The 25,048-nt window shown below is 39.7% G+C and carries 20 protein-coding genes; 11 read left to right on the top strand and 9 right to left on the bottom strand.

Going from position 1 to position 25,048, the window contains the following annotated elements; translation table 11 throughout:
* Positions 1-67: 67 nt before the first annotated feature.
* Positions 68-2,788, bottom strand: coding sequence for a type I DNA topoisomerase (gene topA, locus ACHUE3_RS04335; RefSeq protein WP_394190558.1), 2,721 nt, complete (start codon positions 2,786-2,788; stop codon positions 68-70).
* 259 nt (positions 2,789-3,047) lie between these two features.
* Positions 3,048-6,803, bottom strand: coding sequence for a hypothetical protein (locus tag ACHUE3_RS04330; protein ID WP_394190556.1), 3,756 nt, complete (start codon positions 6,801-6,803; stop codon positions 3,048-3,050).
* 206 nt (positions 6,804-7,009) lie between these two features.
* Between ACHUE3_RS04330 and ACHUE3_RS04325 the strand changes: the two genes are divergently transcribed.
* Positions 7,010-8,344, top strand: coding sequence for a dicarboxylate/amino acid:cation symporter (locus ACHUE3_RS04325; RefSeq protein ID WP_394190554.1), 1,335 nt, complete (start codon positions 7,010-7,012; stop codon positions 8,342-8,344).
* A gap of 57 nt (positions 8,345-8,401) precedes the next feature.
* On the opposite strand, the gene sohB is transcribed toward ACHUE3_RS04325, so the two are convergent.
* Together sohB and ACHUE3_RS04315 are read right to left on the bottom strand one after the other, a co-directional pair.
* The gene (sohB, locus tag ACHUE3_RS04320) at positions 8,402-9,418 is read right to left on the bottom strand and encodes a protease SohB (RefSeq protein ID WP_394191647.1); all 1,017 of its coding nucleotides are present in this window, start codon (positions 9,416-9,418) and stop codon (positions 8,402-8,404) included.
* 118 nt (positions 9,419-9,536) lie between these two features.
* Positions 9,537-11,993 carry a VolA/Pla-1 family phospholipase gene (locus tag ACHUE3_RS04315; protein WP_394190552.1) on the bottom strand — a complete coding sequence of 819 codons (2,457 nt, stop codon included), beginning with the start codon at positions 11,991-11,993 and terminating at the stop codon, positions 9,537-9,539.
* A gap of 253 nt (positions 11,994-12,246) precedes the next feature.
* On the opposite strand from ACHUE3_RS04315, the gene ACHUE3_RS04310 reads away from it, so the two are divergent.
* Positions 12,247-12,999, top strand: a complete 753-nt coding sequence (locus ACHUE3_RS04310; RefSeq protein WP_394190550.1) for a YciK family oxidoreductase — start codon at positions 12,247-12,249, stop codon at positions 12,997-12,999.
* A gap of 51 nt (positions 13,000-13,050) precedes the next feature.
* On the opposite strand, the gene rluB is transcribed toward ACHUE3_RS04310, so the two are convergent.
* The 4 genes from rluB to ACHUE3_RS04290 form a co-directional block, all read right to left on the bottom strand.
* Positions 13,051-13,920 (bottom strand): 23S rRNA pseudouridine(2605) synthase RluB, encoded by an 870-nt coding sequence (rluB, locus tag ACHUE3_RS04305; protein WP_087534338.1) that lies wholly within the window; start codon positions 13,918-13,920, stop codon positions 13,051-13,053.
* On the bottom strand, positions 13,917-14,507 hold the full coding sequence (gene scpB / locus ACHUE3_RS04300; RefSeq protein WP_394190547.1) for an SMC-Scp complex subunit ScpB: 591 nt from the start codon (positions 14,505-14,507) through the stop codon (positions 13,917-13,919). Before scpB ends, rluB begins: the two co-directional genes overlap by 4 nt.
* Positions 14,508-14,658: 151 nt before the next feature.
* On the bottom strand, positions 14,659-15,180 hold the full coding sequence (locus ACHUE3_RS04295) for an EF-hand domain-containing protein (protein WP_394190545.1): 522 nt from the start codon (positions 15,178-15,180) through the stop codon (positions 14,659-14,661).
* Between the two features lie 198 nt (positions 15,181-15,378).
* Complete coding sequence (locus ACHUE3_RS04290; protein WP_394190543.1) at positions 15,379-15,810, bottom strand: exonuclease III; 432 nt, start codon at positions 15,808-15,810, stop codon at positions 15,379-15,381.
* Positions 15,811-16,046: 236 nt separating this feature from the next.
* Between ACHUE3_RS04290 and xthA the strand changes: the two genes are divergently transcribed.
* The 3 genes from xthA to rlmA are packed head-to-tail and all read left to right on the top strand — an operon-like array spanning position 16,047 to position 18,331.
* Complete coding sequence (xthA, locus tag ACHUE3_RS04285; protein ID WP_394190541.1) at positions 16,047-16,853, top strand: exodeoxyribonuclease III; 807 nt, start codon at positions 16,047-16,049, stop codon at positions 16,851-16,853.
* A 6-nt stretch (positions 16,854-16,859) separates the two neighbouring features.
* Positions 16,860-17,534, top strand: coding sequence for an energy-coupling factor ABC transporter permease (locus tag ACHUE3_RS04280; RefSeq protein WP_394190539.1), 675 nt, complete (start codon positions 16,860-16,862; stop codon positions 17,532-17,534).
* Complete coding sequence (gene rlmA, locus ACHUE3_RS04275; RefSeq protein WP_394190536.1) at positions 17,531-18,331, top strand: 23S rRNA (guanine(745)-N(1))-methyltransferase; 801 nt, start codon at positions 17,531-17,533, stop codon at positions 18,329-18,331. The genes ACHUE3_RS04280 and rlmA overlap by 4 nt, the downstream gene beginning before the upstream one ends.
* On the opposite strand, the gene yfbV is transcribed toward rlmA, so the two are convergent.
* On the bottom strand, positions 18,328-18,774 hold the full coding sequence (gene yfbV / locus ACHUE3_RS04270) for a terminus macrodomain insulation protein YfbV (RefSeq protein ID WP_394191645.1): 447 nt from the start codon (positions 18,772-18,774) through the stop codon (positions 18,328-18,330). The genes rlmA and yfbV overlap by 4 nt on opposite strands.
* Positions 18,775-19,086: 312 nt before the next feature.
* Between yfbV and ACHUE3_RS04265 the strand changes: the two genes are divergently transcribed.
* The 6 genes from ACHUE3_RS04265 (at position 19,087) to dapE (ending at position 25,044) form a co-directional block, all read left to right on the top strand.
* Complete coding sequence (locus ACHUE3_RS04265) at positions 19,087-20,301, top strand: acetate kinase (protein ID WP_394190534.1); 1,215 nt, start codon at positions 19,087-19,089, stop codon at positions 20,299-20,301.
* A 1-nt stretch (position 20,302) separates the two neighbouring features.
* Entirely contained in the window at positions 20,303-22,456 is a 2,154-nt protein-coding gene (pta, locus tag ACHUE3_RS04260; RefSeq protein WP_394190532.1) for a phosphate acetyltransferase, read from the top strand.
* 219 nt (positions 22,457-22,675) lie between these two features.
* A complete protein-coding gene (locus tag ACHUE3_RS04255) occupies positions 22,676-23,068 on the top strand; it encodes an ACT domain-containing protein (protein WP_394190530.1) in 393 nt (130 codons plus the stop codon).
* A gap of 2 nt (positions 23,069-23,070) precedes the next feature.
* Positions 23,071-23,568 carry a PTS glucose transporter subunit IIA gene (locus ACHUE3_RS04250; protein WP_394190528.1) on the top strand — a complete coding sequence of 166 codons (498 nt, stop codon included), beginning with the start codon at positions 23,071-23,073 and terminating at the stop codon, positions 23,566-23,568.
* A gap of 1 nt (position 23,569) precedes the next feature.
* Complete coding sequence (locus ACHUE3_RS04245; protein WP_394190526.1) at positions 23,570-23,917, top strand: ArsC family reductase; 348 nt, start codon at positions 23,570-23,572, stop codon at positions 23,915-23,917.
* A complete protein-coding gene (dapE, locus tag ACHUE3_RS04240) occupies positions 23,914-25,044 on the top strand; it encodes a succinyl-diaminopimelate desuccinylase (protein ID WP_394190524.1) in 1,131 nt (376 codons plus the stop codon). Before ACHUE3_RS04245 ends, dapE begins: the two co-directional genes overlap by 4 nt.
* Positions 25,045-25,048: the final 4 nt, after the last annotated feature.

The raw sequence follows: 25,048 nt of genomic DNA, 5'->3' as shown, positions 1-25,048 counted from the left end.
GTGTGAATCTCGGTTTTTTTATTGCTCGCATATATTAATAAAGAGCACATTACGTGCTCACATATCACTACTCAGCAGCTTTTTTGGCTTTTGTAGCGGCCTTTTTTGGCGCTGCTTTTTTAGCTGGTGCCTTTTTAGCGGCTGCTTTCTTTTTAGGTGCGGCTTTTTTCTTCGCCTCTTCAACCCACTTTCCAGCATTATAATGCGCTGTCCAGCCCGTTGCTTTACCTTCAACCTCTGTCATTACGTACTGCTCTTTATTCTTACGGCTGTAGCGAACAATCGCTAGATTTCCGTCAGGATCTTTTGCAGGTGCATCGGCCAAATAGTAGAACTTAGGTGAAATACGATCACGAAAACGATGAAGTTCTTCGACTTTTGGTGCTCGTGTTTCACGCGATTTAGGGAATGTATTTGCAGCTAAGAAAATACCAGCGGCGCCATCACGCAATACAAAATAAGCGTCTGATTTTTCACATTCTAGTTCCGGCAATTGTACTGGGTCCTCTTTTGGCGGCGCAGCTTCACCGTTACGCAATAATTTACGTGTGTTTTTACACTCATCATTACTACAACCAAAGTATTTACCAAAACGGCCAGATTTAAGCTGCATGTCAGAGCCACATTTATCACATTCGATAATGGGTCCGTCATAACCTTTAATTTTAAAGGTTCCTTGCTCAATTACATAACCTTTACAACCTGGGTTATTACCACAAACATGTAGTTTACGCGTTTCATCAATTAAGTATGAATCCATTGCCGTTTCACATATTGGGCAACGCTTCATTTGCATTAACGTTTCAGTTTCAACATCCTCAACATCAGCAGCAACCGCTTCATCACCTGAAACTAGGTTCATTGTAGTGGTACAGCGCTCTTTTGGTGGTAGGTTATAACCTGTACAACCTAGGAATACACCTGTAGAGGCTGTACGAATACCCATTTTGCGTGCACATGTAGGGCAATCAATATCTGTTTCGACCATTTCATTTTTGCGCATACCACCATCATCTTCTTCGCCACTAGCGATAGAAAGCTGGGTAGAAAAATCAGCGTAAAACTTATCTAAAACTTGGGTCCAAATACGCTCGCCTTCAGCGATATCATCTAAACGACCTTCCATTTTTGCAGTAAAATCGAAATTCATTAAATCGGTAAAGTTTTCAACTAGACGATCTGTAACTATCTCACCCATTTTTTCTGCAAAGAAACGACGGTTCTCAACACGTACGTAGCCACGATCTTGTATTGTAGAAATGATAGATGCATAAGTAGATGGGCGGCCAATACCACGTTTTTCAAGCTCTTTTACTAAGCTAGCTTCACTGAAACGCGCTGGCGGCTTAGTAAAGTGTTGCTTAGGATCAAGTTCAATTAACGTAAGCACCTCACCTTCTTTAACTGCAGGCAGTGATTGATCTTCTTCATTCTTTTTACGAACAGCTGGCTGTACTCGTGTCCAACCATCAAAGCGTAGTACACGTCCTTTGGCTTTCAGGTGGAAATCATTTGCTGCAACAGTGAGTGTTGTTAAATCGTATTCTGCCGGCACCATTTGGCATGCCACAAATTGACGCCAAATCAGTTCGTACAGTTTTTTAGCATCAGGGTCTACACCGTCAAGGTGGCCTGATAGCACAGTAACACTCGATGGGCGAATGGCCTCATGCGCTTCTTGTGCATTACCTTTTGAACTGTAGTTAATTGGGTTTTCTGGTAAATATTTAGCGCCGTATTGTTCAACCACATAATCGCGACACATGCCTACAGCGTCTTTTGATAGATTAGTTGAGTCAGTACGCATATAAGTAATGTAACCGGCCTCATACAAGCGCTGAGCGAGCATCATGGTCTTTTTAACACCATAGCCTAAGCGTGTACTTGCTGCTTGTTGCATTGTAGAGGTAATAAATGGCGCACTTGGTCGGCTTTTACTTGGCTTTTCATCAACGCTAATAACTTTATATTCAGCGTTTTCTAATGATGCTACTGCCGCCATTGTTTGTGATTCATTTACAGGCTTGAATGGGTTATCACCCTGCTTAGCAACTTCAAGGCGTAAATTAGACTCTGCATTCTTCACATCTGCGTGGATATCCCAAAACTCTTCTGGAATAAATGCTTTTATTTCTCGCTCTCGTTCGACTAATAAACGCACAGCAACAGATTGAACACGACCCGCTGATAAACCACGAGCGACTTTAGCCCATAAAAGTGGCGATACCATAAAGCCCACAACGCGGTCTAAGAAGCGACGTGCTTGTTGTGCGTAAACCATATCAGTGTTTAGTTCACCGGGTGTTTCAAACGCTTGTTGAATTGCATTTTTAGTGATTTCGTTAAACACCACTCGTTTATACTTTTCAGGCTCGCCACCAATAATTTGTTCGAGGTGCCAAGCAATGGCTTCGCCTTCTCTATCCAAATCCGTTGCGAGATAGATTTGGTCAGCATTTTCAGCGAGTTTTTTTAATTCTTGGACTACTTTTTCTTTACCTGGAAGCACTTCATAATGTGGCTCCCAACCTTTTTCAGGATCGATCCCCATCCGAGCAACTAGGTTAGTGTAATCACGCTGCTTTTTATAAGCAGCTTTATCTTCAGGAGACATTTTGCGCACTTCAGCTGGCGTTTTAGTTGGCGCTGTTTTGGTTTTGCCAGAACCTGAGGTAGGAAGATCTCGTACATGCCCAATAGAGGACTTGACGATAAAATCGTTTCCTAAATATTTATTAATTGTTTTAGCCTTAGCAGGAGACTCTACAATTACTAGCGATTTGCCCATAGTTGCCTATTTCTAACCAAGTATTTTAAATGTGTTTAGCCCATTTTGGGCGCGAATATTTATAGGTATATCTACAAACACCAATTGTTACAAGCTTTTAATAGAAACTTTTCTACTTTTAATGATTAATTAAACAATAATTGTGTTTAATTTAGACAAAAGGATGTTTTTTAGTATTTGCAGGGGAATATATAGAATAGAAACAAAAATGCCAACCGAAAGGTTGGCATTTTAGCAAAAAGGATAGGCTGTTATACACCTATCCGGCATCTCTAATTGCTAATTGTGCTGTGGTTTCAACTTCTTTTGGTGTAGTAAATACAATAGATAAAAACCCGCTTGAGCTTTTATTTGGCTCAGCCTCACGGCTGATAGATAAACCAATGCCATGCGCAGCTGTTGCGGCACTTTCTAACATAGCAAACCCTGTTGAACCACTGTATTTACCATTATCTGTGCTAATAGCAACCGCTGTACCTGATGGGATTGGGTTGTTATAACGATCTGAGTAATAAAGAGCAAATGATAGTGCTTCAAGTTCATTATTATCACTTGGCGTTAAATCTATCGTTCCTAAGTCACAATAATCAGGTTGTGCTGTTGGCTCTAAAGCAACCACAAGTCCTGTTGCACTCTCGCCTGCAACACCATAAATAGAGTTACAACTATCAATATCCAGCCCTAACTGAACCGCATTTGCAGTTAAAATAGTGTTTCCATCGCCATCAAGTATTGGATTATCCGCATCGTCACGTTCTATCTCAACTAGGCGAGATGCAAACTGATTTCGCAGTTCAGCTTTTAATACCACAAATCGGCTATAAACTTGGCTGCCTGACATGATAATTTCAAATGATTCACGAACATCAACAACATCTTTAGTGCACAATGTTTCAAACGTATCACCTGGTGATGGCGATGTTGCCGCTTCGGTGCACAGAAGGCCATTATACTTACCGTCAGCTAATGTGTGCATACCATTGAGGTCTATATCAAAATTTTCCTCAAATTGACCTGCATTGGTATTTTCTGGGCTACATGGATCATTTGCATCCCCTTCCTGACAAAAGCGGGCATCTTGTTCAACTTCTGCTGTTATAGGGTTATAAATTGCAGCTAAACCGTCATATACACCATTTTCGTTATGATCAACAAACGCTTCAGCTAAGTCATATCCACTGTAATATTCGTTAGTATCAAAACGGCCATTGCCATTAATGTCAATAAACGACTCTTGGCCCTTTGCGGTAACTAATACTGTTGCGCGTCCACCCAATGGAACTCCATCATCATTAAATGCTGCATTTAAAATACCTGCCATACAGGGTGCTGGTGAACTGAAGTAGAGATCGCAGTTGATAGTATTTGTTTTAGGGTTTATTGAGCTAATTTGGTTGCCCCAATCAATCGATTCCTGCTCTCTCGGATCATACACAAAGGGTCTAGGCTTCTGGCTTCGCCACTGAGCATTACATTCCCCATCAACAGTGCGACATTCTAATTGTGGATTAAAAGCAACACCGTCTATTGTGCCTACCGCGCCACCTTCAGTTGTTAAATAAACAGCGGTACCATCTGGCACTGGGTTATTGAAGTGATCGGCCAAATAAACTGAAATTTCATTTAAATCGCCAATATAATCAAGCGCTTCAATATTTATAATCGCTGAGCCTGCAGTAAAACTATTACCATCAGGTAAACCTGAGCTAATTGACACTAAGTCCGATACAGTTGTTACTTGCTCATCAAGTGCAACGAGTGATAAATCGCCAGTTGGGCATGCGGTATTTGGTGCTCTATCAGCTTCATCTTTCAAACATTCAAGGTAAAGATCTTGCCAACAGGTAACGTTATTTGTTTGTTCTGCAGGTATTTGATCTTCAGGAATATAGCAAGCTTGTACCCGAACAGCCATAGGAACAAAACCAGCGTTTACTTGAACACGAGCTAACCCTTCTGCATCGGTGAAAACACTTGAGTGAGATAAACTAATCCCCCCATTGGTTGAGCTCAAACGAAAGTCCATTCTATTACTTTGAACTTCTTTCCCTATTTTGTCTTTAAGTTTAAAGGTGATTTCAGATGTTTCTGAGCGCCCTTGTCCACCAGTTCCCTTCAGGGCAATTACTGGTTCGCTTGCGTCTATAAATTCGATTGATTCAATAGGGGCTGTTGATACTGGAATATTAACTGTCGCTATAACAGGTGTTCCACCTGTTAAAACACTTGCTCTAACAGTATCACCTTGCGCTGCATTACAACCATCTGTTCGATATGTCGCTGTTGCAACACCACTCACACTGGTCGTTGTAGTGTCCATAACTGAAGTATTATTTTGTACACAACCAGAAGTAAATTCCACATCAAGCGGTGACACAACTAGATTACCGGAAGTATCAAATATCTTCACTGTAATGACAGTCGTTGCGCCCGCACCTAAAGGAATAAATTCATCTTCAATGATGTTACCGTCAGCATCTAGCTGATTATAAAGGCCGTTATCAATGGTAACGGTTAAATCAGCAGTCGCAATTTCAAATGCTTTTTGATTCGATGCCGATTTTGATGTAGCTGTTATTTGGCCAGCCCCACTATTCGCCCCAGGTTGCAGCTTTAATAGTGCAAAACCAAAATTATCTGTAAGCGCTTTACCTGATTCTGGAAGTAAGCTACCTAAATCGGTTGTTGTTTCACTTATTATACCTGCAAAACCGTCACCTGAACTGGTATCAGTTACTTTGACTAATACGTCAATCAGCTCTTCAGATGAAAATTGATTTACTTCAATACAACCAGAGCTCAAATAAGTAGATTCAAGGGAAACCGTATTGCGGTTGCTATCCCATCCTTCATTACATCCTTGCAAAAGCTTCACGTCTACACTTGCTACAGCAGTTTCAACTGACGCATCATCACCACTTGATATGAAACCGATTGATTGTGTTATTGCCACATTTTCTTTTGATGTGTAAGAAGCAACGACTTGCCCTGCACCTTTTAGTAGACCACTGCTAAGGGTTACTTTCGCCTGACCGTTTTCATTTGTTAGAGCCGTACCTAATTCTGGTGTGATTTTACCAGTAAAATTAGATTCAAATCGGACTAGCTCTCCAACTAAAGGAACACCGCTTTGCGTTAATGTGGCAGTTACTATGCCTTTATTATCTTTACTGACTGGGTTTGCATCAGTAAAAGCTGCGCCAGATTGATCAACTATATTAAGAGCAAGAGAAATTGTTCCATTACCCGTTGCATCTCCCGCTGAAGTAAATGCAAATGAATTTGAATAAACAATACCATTGAAAGTGAAACGAGCAATTACTTCTCCCGCACCCGCAACTGACCCTGCAGTAAGCAACATATGAGCAATGCCATCACTACCTGTTAAAGCTGTTCCTGAGCTTGGTGTTAGTGAACCTATATCATCAATCAAAGAAAATGTAATTCGCTCACCTGTAACAGCTGTGTCACCTTGTTTAAGCGTTGCTCTAATATCAAGAGGGGCATCACTAGATACACTATTTGATAGTTGTGATCCGGCTTCTGTATATCCTTGTAAAGTTAGAGTGAACGTTTCCTCTGTAACTTGGTTTTGATCACCGCTCGAGCTAAATGCAAATGAATCAGAATAGGAAGCTCCACCAATACTAATCGACGCAGAAACCTCACCCGCTCCTTCTATTGTACCCGCTGTAATATTAATTCGTGCGATACCATCACTATCAGTTACCGCAGTACCAGATATAGGGTCTAAAATACCCACACCATCAGCTAGGCTAAAGCTTATTCGCTCACCCGCAACAGGGTTATTGTTATTCCTCAGTTGCGCTAATATTTGTAAAGAAGCGCCGCGAGTTACTGTATTGGACTCTTCACCTGTTGATGAGGAATAACCTTGTACAGCAAGGGTATAAACAGGTGTCGTCCCCCCCTCTTTTTCAATGGTTCCACCACCGCCACATGCAGTAAGTAAAAAACTGAATAGCACAACACTTAGCCATCGCATAAAAGGCATTGACCTCTCCCTAGCGTTTGTTATTAATTATTGAAATAATATATTTACCCAATATTAACCTAAATCTGGCACGAAAATCACAACTTTTTAAGACTTTATTTGTTGTTTTTTTTATCAAACTTTTTTTTACATATTTATCGATTTTTTCTGTATAAAAATCTGCATACTGGTAGGCTATGGCAAATTTATAAAAATAGATTCTAACTATGTCGAAAATCCGTTCAATGAGTTTAACAACACGTATTATGATTGGTATGGCCTTAGGTGTGGCTGTAGGCTTTATATTTCAGGCAATTTTAGCTGGCGAAGACGATTATCTAATCCCACTTGGATTATTCTCTTTGCCAATTAAAAGCTTTTTTGTTGATGGTTTATTTCATATTGGTGGACAAATATTTATCGCCAGTTTGAAAATGTTGGTAGTGCCTTTAGTATTTGTTTCGCTTGTATGCGGAACATGTAGTTTAAGCGACCCAAAAAAATTGGGCCGTTTAGGGGGTAAATCAATTGGTTTATATTTAATTACCACTGCAATCGCAATCACAGTGGCTATGACACTTGCGCTATTAGTTAACCCAGGCGAAGGAATTAACTTACCATCCGAGGCCGCTTATAGCGCTAAAGAAGCACCAACACTTGCTCAAGTTATCATAGGTATGTTCCCTACCAATCCAATTGATGCAATGGCTAGTGGCAATATGCTTCAAGTGATCGTTTTTGCCTTACTTTTCGGTATAGCGATGGCACTAAGTGGAGACACTGGTAAACGTGTATCTGTGATGTTTGAAGATTTAAACGCCGTTATTTTAAAGCTAGTTACGTTATTGATGAATGTCGCTCCTTATGGTGTGTTTTGTTTAATGGCAAAATTATTCACAACCATAGAATTAAGCCTTATTGTTAGCTTGGCCAAATATTTTGGTGTTGTTGTTGTAGCATTGTTTATTCATGCGTTGGTTAACTATTCTATTTTATTTAAGCTATTAACAGGTTTAAACCCACTTACATTCTTAAAGAAAATGCGCCATGCGTGTTTATTCGCTTTTAGTACTTCAAGCTCCAGTGCCACTATGCCTATCACTTTAGAGACTGCAACTAAAAAGCTTGGTGCCAATAACTCTGTCGCTTCATTTACCGTTCCTTTGGGTGCAACCATAAACATGGACGGCACGGCGATTATGCAAGGTGTTGCAACTGTGTTTATAGCGCAAGTATTTAGTGTTGATTTAACCCTATCTGATTATTTAATGGTTATTTTAACAGCAACCTTAGCCTCAGTGGGCACAGCAGGTGTACCGGGCGTTGGTTTGATAATGCTGGCAATGGTGCTTAATCAAGTCGGATTACCGGTTGAAGGGATTGCTATTATTATCGGTGTTGACCGCTTATTAGATATGACTCGAACAGCCGTTAACGTAACCGGTGACTGTATGGTCACTTGTGTTGTAGCAAAGTCAGAGGGCCAATTAGATGAAACTGTATTTAATGACCCTAATGCTGCAAAAGAGTTAGAAGATTATCGTAAACCTACTGATTCATAATATAGGTTATACAAAAAAACCCGCTTTGATGCGGGTTTTTTATTATCTAAAGTGATTCTATGGGTTCATACTTTTGAACCGAGAAAGTAAGGAAATACCTGTCTTGTTCATGGTATTACTCAAACCAATCGCGAACTTATCACTGAGTGATTTTTTGATCTTATATTGTACTTTATAAATTTGACGTAATTGCTGATGCCCTAATAGCGTGTCGTCACTCGTTTCTATTTTATCCACTAGCCCTTTTTCAATTGCTTGAGTAGCGAACCAATGCTCTCCTGTTGCCACTGTATCAATGTTTAAACTAGGGCGCTGTTCAATTACAAACTGTTTAAACAAACCATGAGTTTGCTCTATTTCTTCTTTAAACTTGGCACGTCCTTTATCGGTGTTTTCGCCAAATAATGTCAATGTGCGCTTATAATCACCAGCGGTTATTTGTTCAAAATCTACGTCGTTCTTTTTGAGTATTTTATGAAAATTAGGAATTTGTGCAATTACACCAATTGATCCCACAATAGCAAATGGCGCTGCAACTATTTCATCAGCAACACAAGCCATCATATATCCACCACTTGCAGCAACTTTATCTATCGCAACAGTTAAGTGGATACCTTTGCTTTTTAAGCGCTGTAATTGTGACGCAGCTAAACCATAGCCGTGTACAACACCACCACCACTTTCAAGTCTAACGAGCACTTTATCTTGCTTAGGATCAGCAATTGAAATGATTGCAGTGACTTCTTCTCTTAAGCTGTCAACTTCATGCGCATCCATACTGCCGTTAAAATCAATTACGTATAACCGTGGTTTTACTGCATCATCACTTTGCTCTTTAGCTTGTGCCTTCTGTGCTTTATGGTGCGCTTTAAGCGCTTTCTTAGAAAGTGTATTTTCAAGAAAACTAGATTTTAAATCATCAAGTTGTTCTGACACATCTTCAATATCTATTTCACCCTTTTTTACCTTAGGCTTAACTGCTGTAGCAACAATGATAATAGCGATTGCTCCTATAGCAATTACAAAGGTAACTGTTTTTGCTAAAAATAAACCGTACTCGTAAAGAAATTCCAACACTCATCTCCAAAATAAATTTGCTCTAATTTAACTGAACTTAAACAAACATGCCAATCAAACACAAAAAAGCCACTTCTCAGTGGCTTTTTACTAGTTGGGTGGGATTAAATTTAATTTAATTCGTTACAACATCAGTGTTGGTAATTAACAATGCTTTACCACGTGTTGCTAAGTAACTTGCTAATTGGGATTGCATTTCTGTCGTTGCAGCTGCGCTGCCTTCAACTGTAGCGCCTGAGCCTTCAGCAGGTGCAGGAGTAAGTACTGAGCTATGGTGACCCTTAGTAAATTGTACTAAATAACTCATACCATCTTCAGTCGGTGCTTGTGACTGCGCTACCGTTGTTAGGCCCATCATATTCGCTAATGGTAATGAACCTGCTATTGGGTTTATCGATGTCGTTGGCGGTATAACTTGGTCTTTCTTATTACCTTCGCCATCACCTACAACTACATTCATATAAACTGGTGTGCCAAGTGCATTAACAGCAGCAGCATAGTTGGTTGGATCACCACTGTCTAACGCTGTTTGAGATGCAAATGCAAACTGAGTCATCACGCCTTGGATATTTGCAAGTTTTACAGTCTCACCACCCACAGTTAATGACGTTACATATTCATTGTACGCACAGCTGATATAAGCCTGCTGATTTTCAGCAAATGCACCACAGTTAGATACCGCTTCATTTGACATGTAACTAACAAATTCTGCTGATTCAGCTGTACCAGCAGACGCTAACACTGAACCTTGTACAAATGGCCCAAAGCTTGCTGATTCAAGCAAGAAACTTGCTAAACCACCACCGCCACTTGCCAGTGCAACAGATTTTACATTAAATAACGGGTCGACTTGTTCAGCAAGCGGGTTATTTGCTTGACTAATAAAGGCAGGTGCCACAACTGAGCCTAAAGAGTGGCCTACAAATGAAACATCCATTGTGTTTAACGATGTATCATTAATAAAGTTAAGACCAAGGCGTAAGCCTAATAGGTCAGCCGAAGACTGTCTTAAATTATCTCTTGCAACAAGCAAAGATTGAAGATTCATATATGCAAGAACAGATCCGGTACTTGCATTAAAATCATCAGTTCCATCGCCATCAACATCAATACCACGTTCACCATGCACTGGGTGGTCAATTGCCACTGTTGCAAAACCTTGCATTGACAAAGCAGCCGTTAGTGCAAGCATGTCTTCTTTTTTAGACGTGATGCCATGCTGCATAATTACTACAGGCCAGCCACCTTCAGGCATCATTAACTCATCCATACCAATTTGGGCCCGAATACCATTTAAAACAGGTAAAATTGGTTTAGTTACTTGTACAGGCACATTTGCCATGCTTTGTACTTTTGGAATCGAGTTGTACTTTGTTAAGTGTTTGGTGCTGTCTAGCCCTAAGTCACGTAAACGCCCTTCACTCAAAGCAGCGCACGTTGCATCATTTACAGAAATAGGGTCACTTGGGAAAGCATCGCCAGCAGCTGCTTTATAACCCATAACGGCCACAGCGTTATCACACATCCCCTGCCAATATGTATCAGCTAGATCTGATATTTCTTTACCGGTCGGTGTTGATAAATACATCGGTAACATCACATTACCTTTTTGATACTGAACGCCAGAAAATACCGGTGATAACCCGGTTACACCTTGAGAAGCAAAAACTTGGGTAACATTAAGCATTGGTTGTTCAGGTACTTGAACTGCTGGAGTAGGTAAACTAGGCTCAGATAAACTTGCTGCCAATAATGACTTAATTGTATTTAGGACAGGTCCTGCTGACTGAATGGTCATTGCAGCAGAGTAAATAATTTCATCTTTTGAAATATTCCCACCCGACACAATTACATTTTCGTAGCTGTTAACAGCCCCTTGTAATGCAAGCTGAGATTCAGTCACTAGCGGAGCTTCTTGTTTAACTAGGCCATACGTTGAAGATGGCTCTATAGAACGTCCGAGTGAATCTTTTAAATTAGTAGTAACAACATTAATATATGAACTACCTGGCTTGAAAGGCTTAAGTGGAATTACTGCAACGCCATCACCGCTTGCTTGGGTAATGAAATCTACGCCAAAAGTAAGCTCACCTACAAGTTTACACGCTGCGCCTGCAGGTGCTTGGGAACATTCAGCATCAGTTAAACTGGCCCCCATAATGACTTCAAAAATTCGTACTGAACCTGGTGAACCAGCAGAAGCAGCATCTAAGCTAACACCTTCTGGAACATCGTCACTTATAAACGATGGCATAACTAAGTCAATTTTGTAGGGTACTTGGCTGGACCAACCGTCAAGAGCCCCTAAAGCAAAGGACGGGTTTGCATATGCAGCACGAGGAATTGAGACGCCGTCATCATCAAGCTCGCCAGGAATATTTAAAGTACCGTCTTGAGTACCGCTCATTAATAAATCATTTGGTACAGAGATAACACCGTTTGATGGATCAAAACTTACTGTTGCAGCAGGGATAATCGGTGTTGCGTCGTTTTTAACATCTTCTAACGTTTCACCGCCGCCACAACCAGTAAGTACAGCGGTAATTGAGAGTGAGAGTAGCATTTTTTTCATATGATTTGCTCCGCGCATAATCTTATTTTTATTGTGTGTTCAGTTGTATTAGTGTAGTTAATGTTTCAAATATAATGCCAAAGTTACAGTCATATAATAGTTAAAATATTGTAATAAGTTTATTAATGAGACATTAGACCAGTTAAAGTTAACGTAAAGTTTCAACTTTCGCCACCTAATTTTACAATAAATTCGATAACTTGGTGTTTTGCTATGTTAAAATCACAAAAATTGATTCTTTGGGTACCCTATTATGCAAACTTATAAAGCGGCTGAAAACGCACTGCAAGACAAAGTAATTCTTATCACTGGCGCAGGCGATGGTATAGGCAGAGTAGCAGCCATAACCTATGCTAAACATGGTGCAACTGTAATTCTTCTTGGAAAAACCACGCAAAAACTTGAATGTGTTTATGATGAGATTGTCTCGCTTGGTTATCCAAAACCTGCAATTGTTCCTATGGACTTAAAAGGTGCCACAAAACAAAACTACCGTGACTTAGGTGCAACCATTGAGCAACAATTTGGTAAATTAGATGGCTTACTTAATAATGCAGGCATTATAGGCGCACTTGGCCCTTTAGAACATTTTTGTGCCTCAACGTTTGATAACATCATGAAAGTAAATGTAACTGCACAAGCTATGATTACTAAATATATGTTCCCTGTGCTTCGTAAATCACCCAGCGCTTCAATTATATTTACTTCTTCAGGTGTAGGACGAAAAGGTAGAGAATTTTGGGGTGCCTATGCAATTTCAAAATTTGCAGTAGAAGGTATGATGCAAACGTGGGCAGCAGAAGTCGGTAAAACAAACATCCGAATAAATTGTATCAACCCAGGCGCAACGCGTACTTCAATGCGTGCAACAGCATACCCAGGTGAAGACACTGATAAACTTGCTACACCAGAAGATTTAATGCCTACATACTTATATTTAATGAGTGATGACTCTAATGCAGTTAATGGCCAATCATTAGACGCTCAAACAAAAAAGCCAGCGTAGCTTATAATTAAAAAGCCGCTAAATAGCGGCTTTGTTTTTTTACGTTCTTAGTTAACGACGTTTAGTTTGCTTAACGCGGTTGTTATGTTTTTTAACGGCCTTGCGAATCTGATTTATCTTCGCTCGTTTGTCTTTACGTTTTTCCGGCATAACTGAGAGCTTAGTTTGTGTTTCACGGCCTAACTTAACCGTCTTACGCAAATAGTTAACAGTCTCTAAGTCTAACTCACTCCAGCCACCTTGTGGCAAGCGTTTATCCAGTTCTAGCTTACCGTAACGAATACGTATCAGCCTTGATACTTCAACTTCTTGAGACTGCCACAAACGACGCACTTCACGATTACGCCCCTCAGTAAGTGTCACATTATACCAGCGGTTAATGCCCTCACCTCCCAATGGTTTAATGTTTAAAAACTTAGCCATGCCATCTTCAAGCTCAACACCTTTAGTGAGGTTCTTTATCGTCTCATTAGTCACTTCACCGAATACACGAGCAGAATACTCACGTTCAACTTCATAACTTGGGTGCATTAAACGATTAGCTAATTCGCCATCATTGGTAAATAACATCAAACCAGCAGTATTGATGTCCAATCGACCAACCGCTATCCAGCGTTCGCCATCAATACGCGGCAAGCGATCAAATACAGTACGACGACCTTCTGGGTCTTTACGAGTACACAATTCCCCTTCAGGTTTGTTATACATAATTACACGGCAAATACGCTCTGCTTTTTCTTCTATTTTTACAGTATGGCCATCAACACGGATTTGATCTGTTTCTTCAACACGATCGCCTAACTTTGCCACTTTACCGTTTACACTTACACGATTTGCGTCAATGTACTTTTCCATTTCACGACGCGAACCAACACCGGCTCTCGCGAGGACTTTTTGTAGCTTTTCACCTTGTATACTCATTCGGATAGTTCTCTCACAGAAGGATCACTCAATAACTGGTTTATCTTACTTATCTGCTGTTTTGGCAGTTCGGGTAAGTTATCAAGACCAGTTAACGAAAAATAATCTAAAAATTGTTTTGTCGTCGCATAAAGGGCTGGTTTCCCAGGGACTTCTTTATAACCAACGACGTGTACCCACTCTCTTTCAAGCAGGGATTTCATTATACCAGAGCCAACAGCTACACCACGTACTTGCTCTATCTCACCACGGGTAATTGGCTGGCGATAAGCAATCAATGACAACGTTTCTAATAAGGCACGTGAATACTTTGGAGCGCGTTCTTGGAATAAATTATTCAACCAAGGCGCTAGGCTTTCACATGCTTGAAAGCGATATCCACTTCCTACTTCAACCAAGCGGATACCGCGCGTTTGGTAATGCGTTTGGATATGCTCTATTGCTTGATTTACGCGTGTCATAGACACACTCAAATCAATTAATACGGTGTCTTTAATGTATCGTTTATTCAATGGTTTTGGCGCAACAAAAATCGCTGCTTCAATGATCTCAATGAGCTGCTCATCACTTACTCGTTTCGTTGCCATCTATAAAACCATTTATTTAGTGTTCGCGGAACTGATTAACCACTCATTATGACAGAATACACCGATTGTTGGAAAAATTATTATCTAAAAACCAAAAAAAATGCCAACAGTTGTGCTGGCATTTTTATGCTTTTCTAAGAACAAATTTTAATTAACTGTTTTTCAACATCTCGAGCGCTTCATCTTCAGCCACTTCACTACCATGTGCCTTAATATAGCTCATAAACTCGTTTTTACTGACACGCTTATCTTTATTAGCGTCTATGTAACCAAAGTGGTGTGCGATGTCATCATCATTCGCTTCAACCACAGAAATATATCCATTGCTGTCGTTATCTAATGATGAGAAGTCACTTTCGATTGGGTCAAACTTAGCAATATCAGCTTTAAATGCAGATTCGCTTACTTCACTATCACTGGCCACTTTACCTGTATTTAGATGCGTATAGGTTGAGAACTCCTTACGACTAATTTGCTCATCCATATTGGTATCAATATTTGAGAAATGCGACCAAATATCATCATCATCTGCTTCTACTTTTGAGATATATCCATCGTTATCATTATCTAGACTACCAAAATCACTGCTGATTTTATCCATTGATGAATTTGAAGAACATGCACTCAATGTAAGGGCGGCTAAAATAGTAGATGCGAGTGTTAACTTTTTCATAAGAGATTCCTTGTAATTAATTTAATTCATGTAATCTGTAGCAAATACTGAACCAAAAATTTAACCATTTAAAATCAATAAGATAAAAAAATATTACAAACACCTTAAGTTTATGTATAAAAACTTTGCAGCTTTCCTGTAAAAGTTTCACACAAAAAAAAGCGCCGTATAAGCGCTTTCTTATTCAAATATTGCTAGTTAGATAGCAGCGTTTTGGAAACGCTTAACAAAATCTGTCACAACTTCACCATTACAACGAAGTGAGTTTAAGTTGCCAATTTTAGCACGCACTGGCTCAAGGCCTTTTTGCACGGCAGTAATACACAATTGCGTTTCAGTTTGGTCATTCTCAGCAAATACTTGAATCATTTTTACGTCGCGGTTTTTCATTTCAACTTTTTTAGCTATTGAACGAATATCTTCACCATTACACAAAATGCTTTGTGAATAGCGCGATAAAAAAATACCGTGCTTAGAAGCTACTTTGCGTGCCGCAGAGAAACCTTCATTTGCACTAATTGAACACAATTTTGATTCAATTTTTTTATCTGCACTAAAATATTCAGCTGCTTGAGTAGCCTGTGAGAATGATACTGTTGCAACGAAAATAGCTAAAAGTTGTTTTTTCATGACTGACCTGTATAAAATGGTTTGAACGGGTTTGTTTCGCGCATTATATATACAGAAAAACACAAATCAATTGAATAATTCATTTAATTAATTATTTAATGGAAGGTTAACAATGTTTAATAATTAATCATCATTTGCACAACATTAAACCAACTTCAGGTAATGAATAAGCACATGTATCGAGCTCGTTTTGATGATAGAATTTAGCAAAATAAATTATCTTTTAGGCCAAAAATATGAAAGTCATTTCTTTTAACATCAATGGGCTTCGCGCTCGTCTGCATCAACTGCAAGCAATAATTGATAAACATCAACCAGATATTATCGGCTTGCAAGAAATCAAAGTGCATGATGAAGCTTTCCCTTTAGAAGATGTTCAAAAAATGGGGTACCACGTTTATTTTCATGGTCAAAAAGCACATTACGGCGTGGCCATGCTGTGTAAGAGTGAGCCTAAGTCGGTATTTAAAGGTTTTGCTACAGACACTGAAGAGTCACAAAAACGTATGATCAGTGTAACCGTTACACAAGAAAATGGTCGCGACCTGACTGTTATGAATGGATACTTTCCTCAAGGTGACAACGTTAATCACGAAACAAAATTTCCTTATAAGCGCCAGTTTTATACTGATCTTATGACTCATCTTGAAAATAACCACACCGCAGATGAAGATGTCATTGTTATGGGTGATATAAATATCTCTCCTACCGATTTAGACATTGGCATTGGCGAACCAAACCGTAAACGTTGGTTAAAAACCGGCAAATGCTCTTTTCAACCAATTGAACGTGAGTGGCTAGCTACATTAATGAATTGGGGCTTTAAAGATACCTATCGTGAGCTTCACCCTGACACAGGTGAGCAATACTCTTGGTTTGATTACCGCTCAAAAGGGTTTGATGACAACAGAGGCCTTCGAATCGATGTGGTACTTGCAACACCAACGTTAGCTTCACGCTGCACTGATGCAGGTATTGATTACGAATTAAGAGGCATAGAAAAACCGTCTGATCATGCTCCTATTTGGTCAACTTTTAGTTAATTTACGATGTTTAATAACCCTGACCTCACAGCCCTAATTAATACGAATACCCAATTTTTTTTGTGGCTTGTGGCTGGGGTAATTGCTTGGAGCAGTTTTAATAAACCTCTCTATAAGAGCCTTATTACAACACCTGCGCGTCAAACCGGTGTATTTGCTTGTGCAATTGTATTTTGTGTTTTATGGCAAGTTAAAGCAGGAATTTTACCTGGCCTCGAACTACATATATTAGGTATCACCGCAATCACTTTAACACTAGGGTGGCGCTTTGCTATTCTAAGTGCAACATTTGCAAGTGCTCTACTCTTGATATTTGGTCAACTTAGCTTTGCACAATTGCCCTTACATTTACTATTCACAGCATTTCTCCCTATACTGTTTAGTTATTGTGTTTTTATTATTTGTTACAACCTACTACCTCGTCATTTCTTTATTTATATATTTATCTGCAGTTTTTTATGCGCAGGGTTAGTCAGTTGCGTTAAAATAGTCAGTGTAAGTGCCTTTTATTATTTTTTAGGTAACTATAATTGGTACGAACTAAGTGAGAATTACTTATACCTGTGCGCCATTATTTGGTTTCCTGAAGCGATGCTAAATGGCATGGCAATTTCCATACTTATTACTTATCGCCCACACTGGGTGAAAACTTTTTACGACAAGGATTATCTAGACTCATGAGTCTCGCGTATCAATGCCCTTTGTGCCAATCCTCTTTGCAGTTAGTTGAAAAATCACTGCGCTGTGATAATAACCATACATTCGATTATGCTAAAGAAGGCTATGTAAACCTTTTGCCAGTGCAAAATAAAAACTCAAAGCAACCAGGCGATAACCTTGATATGGTGCAAGCTCGACGGGCGTTTTTAAGCACCGGACACTATGAGTTTTTACAGCAAGCTATCGCAGAGCTAGTAGTACAGCTATCGCCAAAAAATGTGATTGATTTAGGATGCGGGGAAGGCTTTTACACACAAGCAATTGCGAGCAAATGCCGAGGTAATGTGTATGGTGTTGATATATCTAAGTCAGCCATAAAATATGCAGCCAAACGCTATGAAAACTGCAAATTTAGTGTTGCTTCAATAAGCCAAGCTCCATTCGCAGATAATCAAACAGATGTACTTATTAGTATTTTCGCACCATTATTTGAACAAGAGCTTGCCCGTTTATTGAGCCAGGATGGTTCATTGATTGTCGCAAGCCCAGGGCCTTGGCACTTAAAAGAGTTGAAACAAAAGATTTATCGAGAAGTAATCGCGCATACGCCAATTGTTGCACCTGAGAGCTTTACATTAATACAGCAAAATTTAATTGAACAACAAATACAACTTGGTTTTGATGACGTTAAAAACCTGATTACCATGACGCCGTTTGCATGGAAGTTTAGGCCTGAACATTGGCAGGAATTAGAAGAGCAAGGTGAGCAAAATGTCACCTTGTCATTTTATGTAAGTCACTTTAGAAAAGTTGATTAGAGGTTTTCTCGGGTAAAAGCACGGTCCATTTTATCGAACATATCGTTAAGTAAATGGGCCAAATCCGCATAGCGTGGTTTGTTTTTACCCAAAGACCCTTGGTAACCATTAGCCACCATTTTTGTGTGTAACTCTTTAAACCAATGCTCCATAGCAGGTTCAAGTGTTGTATCAGCACGTTTACCTAACCATAAAAGACCTTGTAGCGGCAATGATAAAAAGAACAACGCTACTGCAATCGCTTGTGGTAAAAAATCACTACCGAGATAATTAATTTGCATAAATAGTGTCAGCATCGCCAGTATCGGCATAACTGTAATTGCATGCTCAGTGGCTTTTATGACCTTAAACTCGACAAATAAAGGCACTAGCTCTTTACGCATCGGCCACTTTTTTGCGTATTCTCGACCAGTTTGAACTTGTGACATCACACTGTTTTGCATCATGACTCCTCGGTGTCGCTGGTTTAACGGTTTAACTCTTCGAGTGTACCATACTCAAAACGACATTCCTTTGTAAAATCTAGTTGCTGACAAAAGCTAGACAAACCTTGAGTTTAATCAATGTTATGGCTAACGTTTAATATGTAAATGCGTTAAAATAAAATGCATTAAATCAACTAGACTTTAGTTTAATCATAGTTATTAATCGGCAAATTACTATTTATCTTTAGTCTTTATATTAAGCGCTGTTAAGTTTGTAGCATGCGCTAGATTAATGCTCACTTACTGTTATAGCCAAAATGAGACCTATTTATGCCTTTGCAACCCAACTCTCTTAATCATGTACTAGTACTTAATTGCGGCAGTTCAAGCCTTAAATTTGCAATTATAGATGCAGACTCTTCAAACGAAGTGATTTCAGGCCTCGCCGAACGCTTAGGTTCTGATGCTCCCTCTATAAAATATAAGTTTCAAGGCAAAAAAAACATAGTTGATCTGGCTAAAGGACAAGCTCACGCACATGCGATTGATACGCTAGTTAACCTAATAAAAGATCACAGTTTAGCTGATAACCTGATTGCTATTGGTCACCGCGTTGTGCACGGTGGCGAGCACTTTACAAAGTCAGTTCTTATCGATGAGTCTGTTATCGAAGGTATTACTGAGGCTGCTACATTGGCTCCATTGCATGGCCACGCCAACCTATTAGGTATTGCTGCTGCACAAGCTTCATTTGAAGGGCTACCACAAATAGCCGTGTTTGATACTGCGTTCCACCAAACAATGGAACAAGTTGCGTATTTATATGCTCTCCCTTACAAGCTGTATACCGATTACGGAGTGAGACGCTATGGCTTTCATGGCACCAGCCATTATTATGTTGCAAGTCAAACTGCAAAATTACTGAAAAAGCCGTTAGAGCATAGTAATTTTATTAGTGCTCACTTGGGTAATGGCTGTTCTGTATGTGCAATAAAAAATGGTAAAAGTGTTGACACCAGCATGGGTTTAACCCCACTGGAAGGTTTGATGATGGGGACCCGCAGTGGTGACATTGACCCCGGCTTATTTAACTTTTTAACATCGCAATTAGATTACACTGCTACTCAAATAGATGATTTGCTTAATAAAGAAAGTGGCCTATTGGGCATTAGTGAGCTCTCCAACGATTGCCGTACAATTGAAGAAGCAGCCCTTGCAGGGAATGAAAGAGCCATTCTTGCACTGGATATGTTTTGCTACAGGCTTGCAAAGCAAATAGCCGCATTTATGGTTCCTTTACAAAGATTAGACGCACTAATCTTTACCGGAGGAATTGGCGAAAACTCAGATTTAATCCGCAGTAAGGTAATTAAGCAGTTAAGTTTTTTAGGTCTTGATTGCGATAATCAAGCAAACTTAGATGCTCGTTTTGGTACTCAAGGTATCATCAGTTCTGAACATGCAAATACAACAGCCGTTGTTATGCCTACAAACGAAGAGTGGGTAATAGCCCAAGATGCAGCAAACATCGCACAGGAGCAATAGTATGGCGCGTAGAATAATGTTAGTGCCTATTTCCACTGGTGTTGGTTTAACATCTGTGTCTGTAGGATTAGTCCGTGCGCTTGAGCAAAAAGCAGTAAAAGTGAATTTTTTTAAACCCATTGCTCAACCCCGCTCTGGAGAAACAGGTCCTGAAAAATCAACACAAATCGTGACTCAGGGCTCTCCAATCAACCCGCCTACTCCATTCGCACTTGATTATGCAGAACAAATGATTGGCGATGGTAAAGGTGATGACCTGCTAGAAGAAATTGTTGAACGGTTTGAAAACACCATAAGTAATGATGAAGTAGCCATCATTGAAGGGATGGTACCAACCCGTCGTCAACCTTATGCTGGTCGTGTTAATCGTGAAATCGCTCAAACCTTAGGAGCAGAAATAGTCTTTATCCTTACTCCAGGGAATGACAGTAACGACCAAATTGAAGATAAATTAGAAATAGCTGCAGGTTATTATGGTGGTGTTGGTCATGCACGTGTTTTGGGTTGTATATTTAACAAGGTAAACGCGCCTCTCGATGAGGAAGGACGAGCTCGAGCCGATTTAGTCGACTCTCATAACCCTGACGCATTAGAGAATGAAGTAAACCGGTTGGCATCTCTTCCTATCTTTAGAAAGCACCCCTTTATGCTGCTAGGATCTATCCCATGGGATTTTGAGTTAGTTGCACCTAGGGTAAAAGATTTAAGTGCATATTTAAAAGCAGAAGTATTGAACGAAGGTGACATGGTTCACAGACGACTGCGCCGCGTTACTTTTTGTGCCCGCACAGTATCTAATATACTTAACCACTTTACCCCGGGGGCGTTACTTGTCACACCGGGTGATCGCTCTGATGTGCTTGTTGCCGCTTGTTTATCAGCAATGAATGGCACAAAAATAGGTGCTATTTTACTAACAGGCGGGTTCAAACCAGAACCTCGTATAATGACCTTATGTGAACAGGCAATGGCAACAGGCTTGCCTATTTTGTGCACTGAAGCAGATACCTGGCGCACCTCTTTGTTATTACATAACTTTAATATGGAAGTCCCCTGTGATGATATTCAACGTATTGATAAAGTAAAACATCACAATGCTAGCTTTATCGACTCTGATTGGTTAGATACGCTGGCAAAAAGTGTGGGGAAAACACGTAAAATGTCTCCGCCTGCATTTAGATATTTACTTACAGATAAAGCGCGTCACGCTAATAAAACGGTTGTATTACCTGAAGGTAATGAGCCTCGCACCATAAAAGCAGCTGCTATTTGCGGCATGCGCGGTATCGCAAAAACAGTTCTATTAGGTGATAAAGAAGAAATACTCCGTATTGCAATGCAACAAGGTGTTGAGCTTAATGAAAACGTAACGATTGTTGAACCGCACCTAGTGCTGCAAGACTATGTTGATCCTATGGTTGAAATCAGAAAAGCCAAAGGGTTAACCGAAGTCGTTGCGTTAGAGCAGTTACAAGATAACGTTGTACTTGGTACTATGATGCTCGAACAAGGTGTTGTTGATGGCTTAGTTTCTGGTGCTGTAAATACAACAGCAAACACCATTAGGCCGCCACTTCAATTAATTAAGACAGCACCCGGCTCTTCATTAGTGTCTTCTGTATTTTTTATGTTACTTCCAGATCAGGTACTGGTATACGGTGATTGTGCCATTAACCCAGACCCTACAGCGGAGCAACTCGCGGATATTGCTATTCAATCAGCAGATTCTGCAGCGGCATTTGGTATAGAGCCTCGTGTTGCAATGATAAGTTACAGTACAGGTACTTCAGGTACTGGTGCTGATGTTGAGAAAGTGCGTGAAGCAACTAAATTAGCTCAGCAAAAACGTCCTGATTTAGTAATTGACGGTCCACTGCAATACGATGCAGCTATTATGGAAAATGTAGCGTTGAAAAAAGCACCTAATAGCCCCGTTGCAGGTAAAGCTACAGTGTTTATTTTCCCAGATTTGAACACAGGTAATACAACGTATAAAGCCGTTCAACGAAGTGCAGACTTAATAAGTATAGGGCCCATGTTACAAGGTATGCGAAAACCGGTGAATGATTTAAGCCGTGGCGCATTAGTCGATGATATCGTCTACACCATTGCATTGACAGCAATTCAAGCTGAACAAGTTGCTAATCTCAAGTAGTTAGTATGTGTGTAAAGTAAGCCTCTCGCTTACTTTACATTTGCTTCGTTGTTTATCTACCCAATGAAATATAAATTTATTAATTAATAACTTACAGTGGTTATACCTAACTAACCCCATTGTTATCCACAGAAACTGTGGACAAGATTACACTTTTATTCAGTGCTTTTTAGCTATACTATTCAGTAAACAAAAGTCCAAATTTAATAAGGGTCTATAATGTCAAAGCAAACATTACAACTCCATAGTACTGTATTTAGTATACATAGCCTTGATGTTGACAGCCCTATTCCAAGCTATTTATTTAAACAAAACATTTTTTTTATCTCTAAAACTTATGATGAGTTGTCTATTGTTTGCCCAAGTAGTTTTAATATTGATAGTTTGGATGCCGAACATAATTGGCTTGCTTTGGAAGTCGTTGGCCCCTTAGGTTTTTCACTTACCGGTATTATGGCAAATATATCGGGGGTATTAGCCAGTGCCAGTATTTCTATTTTTGCGTTATCTACTTACGACACAGATTATGTATTAGTCAAAAAGCAGCGTATTGATGATGCCATTAAAACATTAAAAAAAGATGGATACACTGTGCTCGAAGAGCCAATCTAATAATGAAACATATTGATATTTCCTTTTCACCTAAAGCTCAAACTGATCGCGCTAGTTTACACATTACTAGCCCATTTACTGGTAAAGTGAGATCACTGAGTGATCACCCAGAGCCCTTTTTCAAATTTGGCACACTAGGTCCTGGTATTATGGTTGAATTAACGAGTCACAAAGTATTAGCACCTTTCGATGGCATTTTAATTCAAGTAAAAAATGCAGGTACTGAGTTTATACTGCAAGCAAAAAACGGCCTTAAACTACTCATAAACTTACATATTGATCAACAAATCGATATGCTACATACCCATATAGCCCAATTAAATGGGAGTAAAATTGTTAAAGGACAACGGCTTGCCTATTTTGATTTGCGTAATCTAAATACCCCCTTATTAGCAACTCTTATTTTATTGAATGGGCACCAATTGACACCCATTTATTACTCTTTGTCCCACGTAAGCGCAGGGATAGACACTTTATTAACGTTAACTAAGAAGAAATAATATGACGATTCTTTACGGCATTAGCAATTGCGACACAATTAAAAAAGCTAAAAAATATTTAACTGATAAGAATATCGAATTTTCATTTCATGATTATCGTAAAGACGGCATTTCAAAAGAAATGGTTACTACATTTTCACAACACATTGACTGGCAAAATCTTGTAAATAAGAGAGGTACAACCTACCGTCAACTTTCTGAAGAGCAAAAGCAAACTCTCGATGAAGATAAAGCACTCGATTTGTTAGTTGAGTACCCTGCGATGATAAAACGCCCTGTGTTAATACATGCGGACTCTTATTATTTAGGCTTTAAAGCACAACAATATGATGAGATTTTTGCAGTATGAAACACCCTGTTATTGAGTTAGCACAAGCACTAATTCAACGTCGTTCAGTGACTCCTGAGGATGCTGACTGTCAGCCAATGATGAATCAGCGCTTACAGGCGATTGGTTTTAATATTGAGCCTATGTTTTTTACCGATACGCTTAACACATGGGCACGCAAAGGAAATACCTCACCTCATTTTTGTTTTGCAGGGCATACCGATGTTGTGCCAACTGGCCCAGAAGAAAACTGGCAACACCCTCCGTTTTCAGGCCTTATTGAAGATGGCATGCTGCACGGTCGCGGTGCTGCAGATATGAAAGGCTCTTTAGCCGCTATGATCGTCGCAACTGAGCGTTTTGTTGAAAAACATCCTGATCACAAAGGATCTATATCCTTTTTAATAACGTCTGACGAAGAAGGTCCATTCATCAATGGTACAACCCGTGTTGTTGATACATTGGAAGCACGCAACGAGAAAATTGATATGTGTCTTGTCGGTGAGCCGTCTTCTAGAGATGCGCTTGGTGATGTAGTCAAAAATGGCCGCCGCGGTTCATTAACCGGTTTTTTAACAGTAAAAGGAATACAAGGCCATGTTGCCTACCCTCACCTAGCTAAAAACCCAATTCACCTAGCGGCTCCTGCACTGTCACAATTGAGCCAAACGCAATGGGATACGGGTAACGAGTTTTTTCCTGCAACCAGTTTTCAAGTCTCAAATATTAACGGTGGAACAGGTGCTGGTAATGTAATTCCAGGTGAGCTTGAAATTCAATTTAATTTTCGATTCAGTACCGAAGTCACACATCAACAGTTACAACAGCAAGTAAATGAAATACTGCAACAGCACGATTTTGATTACGAGCTAAAATGGATTGTGAATGGACAACCCTTTATCACTGAAGGTGGCCCTTTAATTGAAGCCACCACAGCTGCAATTAAGAATGTAACAGGCCGCGATACTGTGCTTGAAACATCAGGCGGCACTTCAGATGGACGTTTTATTGCACAAACAGGCGCTAAAGTAATAGAGCTTGGCCCACGCAATGAAACTATTCATAAAGTAGATGAGTGTGTCAGTACCGATGACCTGATTGAATTAAGTGAGGTTTACGAGCAAATTTTAGAGCAACTCCTAACATGACAAA

It is taken from the genome of Pseudoalteromonas atlantica, from assembly GCF_043641955.1.
Classification (GTDB): domain Bacteria; phylum Pseudomonadota; class Gammaproteobacteria; order Enterobacterales; family Alteromonadaceae; genus Pseudoalteromonas; species Pseudoalteromonas atlantica_A.
The sequence above is the reverse complement of the archived record's forward strand: the minus strand, read 5'-3'. Positions and strand labels throughout refer to the sequence as shown.

Excerpts from the sequence above, each read along its gene's own strand:
- pta (WP_394190532.1), top strand. The coding sequence starts at position 20,303 with ATGGCGCGTAGAATAATGTTAGTGCCTATTTCCACTGGTGTTGGTTTA.
- scpB (WP_394190547.1), bottom strand. The coding sequence starts at position 14,507 with ATGGCAACGAAACGAGTAAGTGATGAGCAGCTCATTGAGATCATTGAA.
- ACHUE3_RS04250 (WP_394190528.1), top strand. The coding sequence starts at position 23,071 with ATGAAACATATTGATATTTCCTTTTCACCTAAAGCTCAAACTGATCGC.
- dapE (WP_394190524.1), top strand. The coding sequence starts at position 23,914 with ATGAAACACCCTGTTATTGAGTTAGCACAAGCACTAATTCAACGTCGT.
- topA (WP_394190558.1), bottom strand. The coding sequence starts at position 2,788 with ATGGGCAAATCGCTAGTAATTGTAGAGTCTCCTGCTAAGGCTAAAACA.
- xthA (WP_394190541.1), top strand. The coding sequence starts at position 16,047 with ATGAAAGTCATTTCTTTTAACATCAATGGGCTTCGCGCTCGTCTGCAT.
- rlmA (WP_394190536.1), top strand. The coding sequence starts at position 17,531 with ATGAGTCTCGCGTATCAATGCCCTTTGTGCCAATCCTCTTTGCAGTTA.
- ACHUE3_RS04325 (WP_394190554.1), top strand. The coding sequence starts at position 7,010 with ATGTCGAAAATCCGTTCAATGAGTTTAACAACACGTATTATGATTGGT.
- ACHUE3_RS04290 (WP_394190543.1), bottom strand. The coding sequence starts at position 15,810 with ATGAAAAAACAACTTTTAGCTATTTTCGTTGCAACAGTATCATTCTCA.
- rluB (WP_087534338.1), bottom strand. The coding sequence starts at position 13,920 with ATGAGTATACAAGGTGAAAAGCTACAAAAAGTCCTCGCGAGAGCCGGT.
- ACHUE3_RS04310 (WP_394190550.1), top strand. The coding sequence starts at position 12,247 with ATGCAAACTTATAAAGCGGCTGAAAACGCACTGCAAGACAAAGTAATT.
- ACHUE3_RS04265 (WP_394190534.1), top strand. The coding sequence starts at position 19,087 with ATGCCTTTGCAACCCAACTCTCTTAATCATGTACTAGTACTTAATTGC.
- yfbV (WP_394191645.1), bottom strand. The coding sequence starts at position 18,774 with ATGCAAAACAGTGTGATGTCACAAGTTCAAACTGGTCGAGAATACGCA.
- ACHUE3_RS04295 (WP_394190545.1), bottom strand. The coding sequence starts at position 15,180 with ATGAAAAAGTTAACACTCGCATCTACTATTTTAGCCGCCCTTACATTG.
- ACHUE3_RS04255 (WP_394190530.1), top strand. The coding sequence starts at position 22,676 with ATGTCAAAGCAAACATTACAACTCCATAGTACTGTATTTAGTATACAT.
- ACHUE3_RS04315 (WP_394190552.1), bottom strand. The coding sequence starts at position 11,993 with ATGAAAAAAATGCTACTCTCACTCTCAATTACCGCTGTACTTACTGGT.
- ACHUE3_RS04330 (WP_394190556.1), bottom strand. The coding sequence starts at position 6,803 with ATGCCTTTTATGCGATGGCTAAGTGTTGTGCTATTCAGTTTTTTACTT.
- ACHUE3_RS04280 (WP_394190539.1), top strand. The coding sequence starts at position 16,860 with ATGTTTAATAACCCTGACCTCACAGCCCTAATTAATACGAATACCCAA.
- ACHUE3_RS04245 (WP_394190526.1), top strand. The coding sequence starts at position 23,570 with ATGACGATTCTTTACGGCATTAGCAATTGCGACACAATTAAAAAAGCT.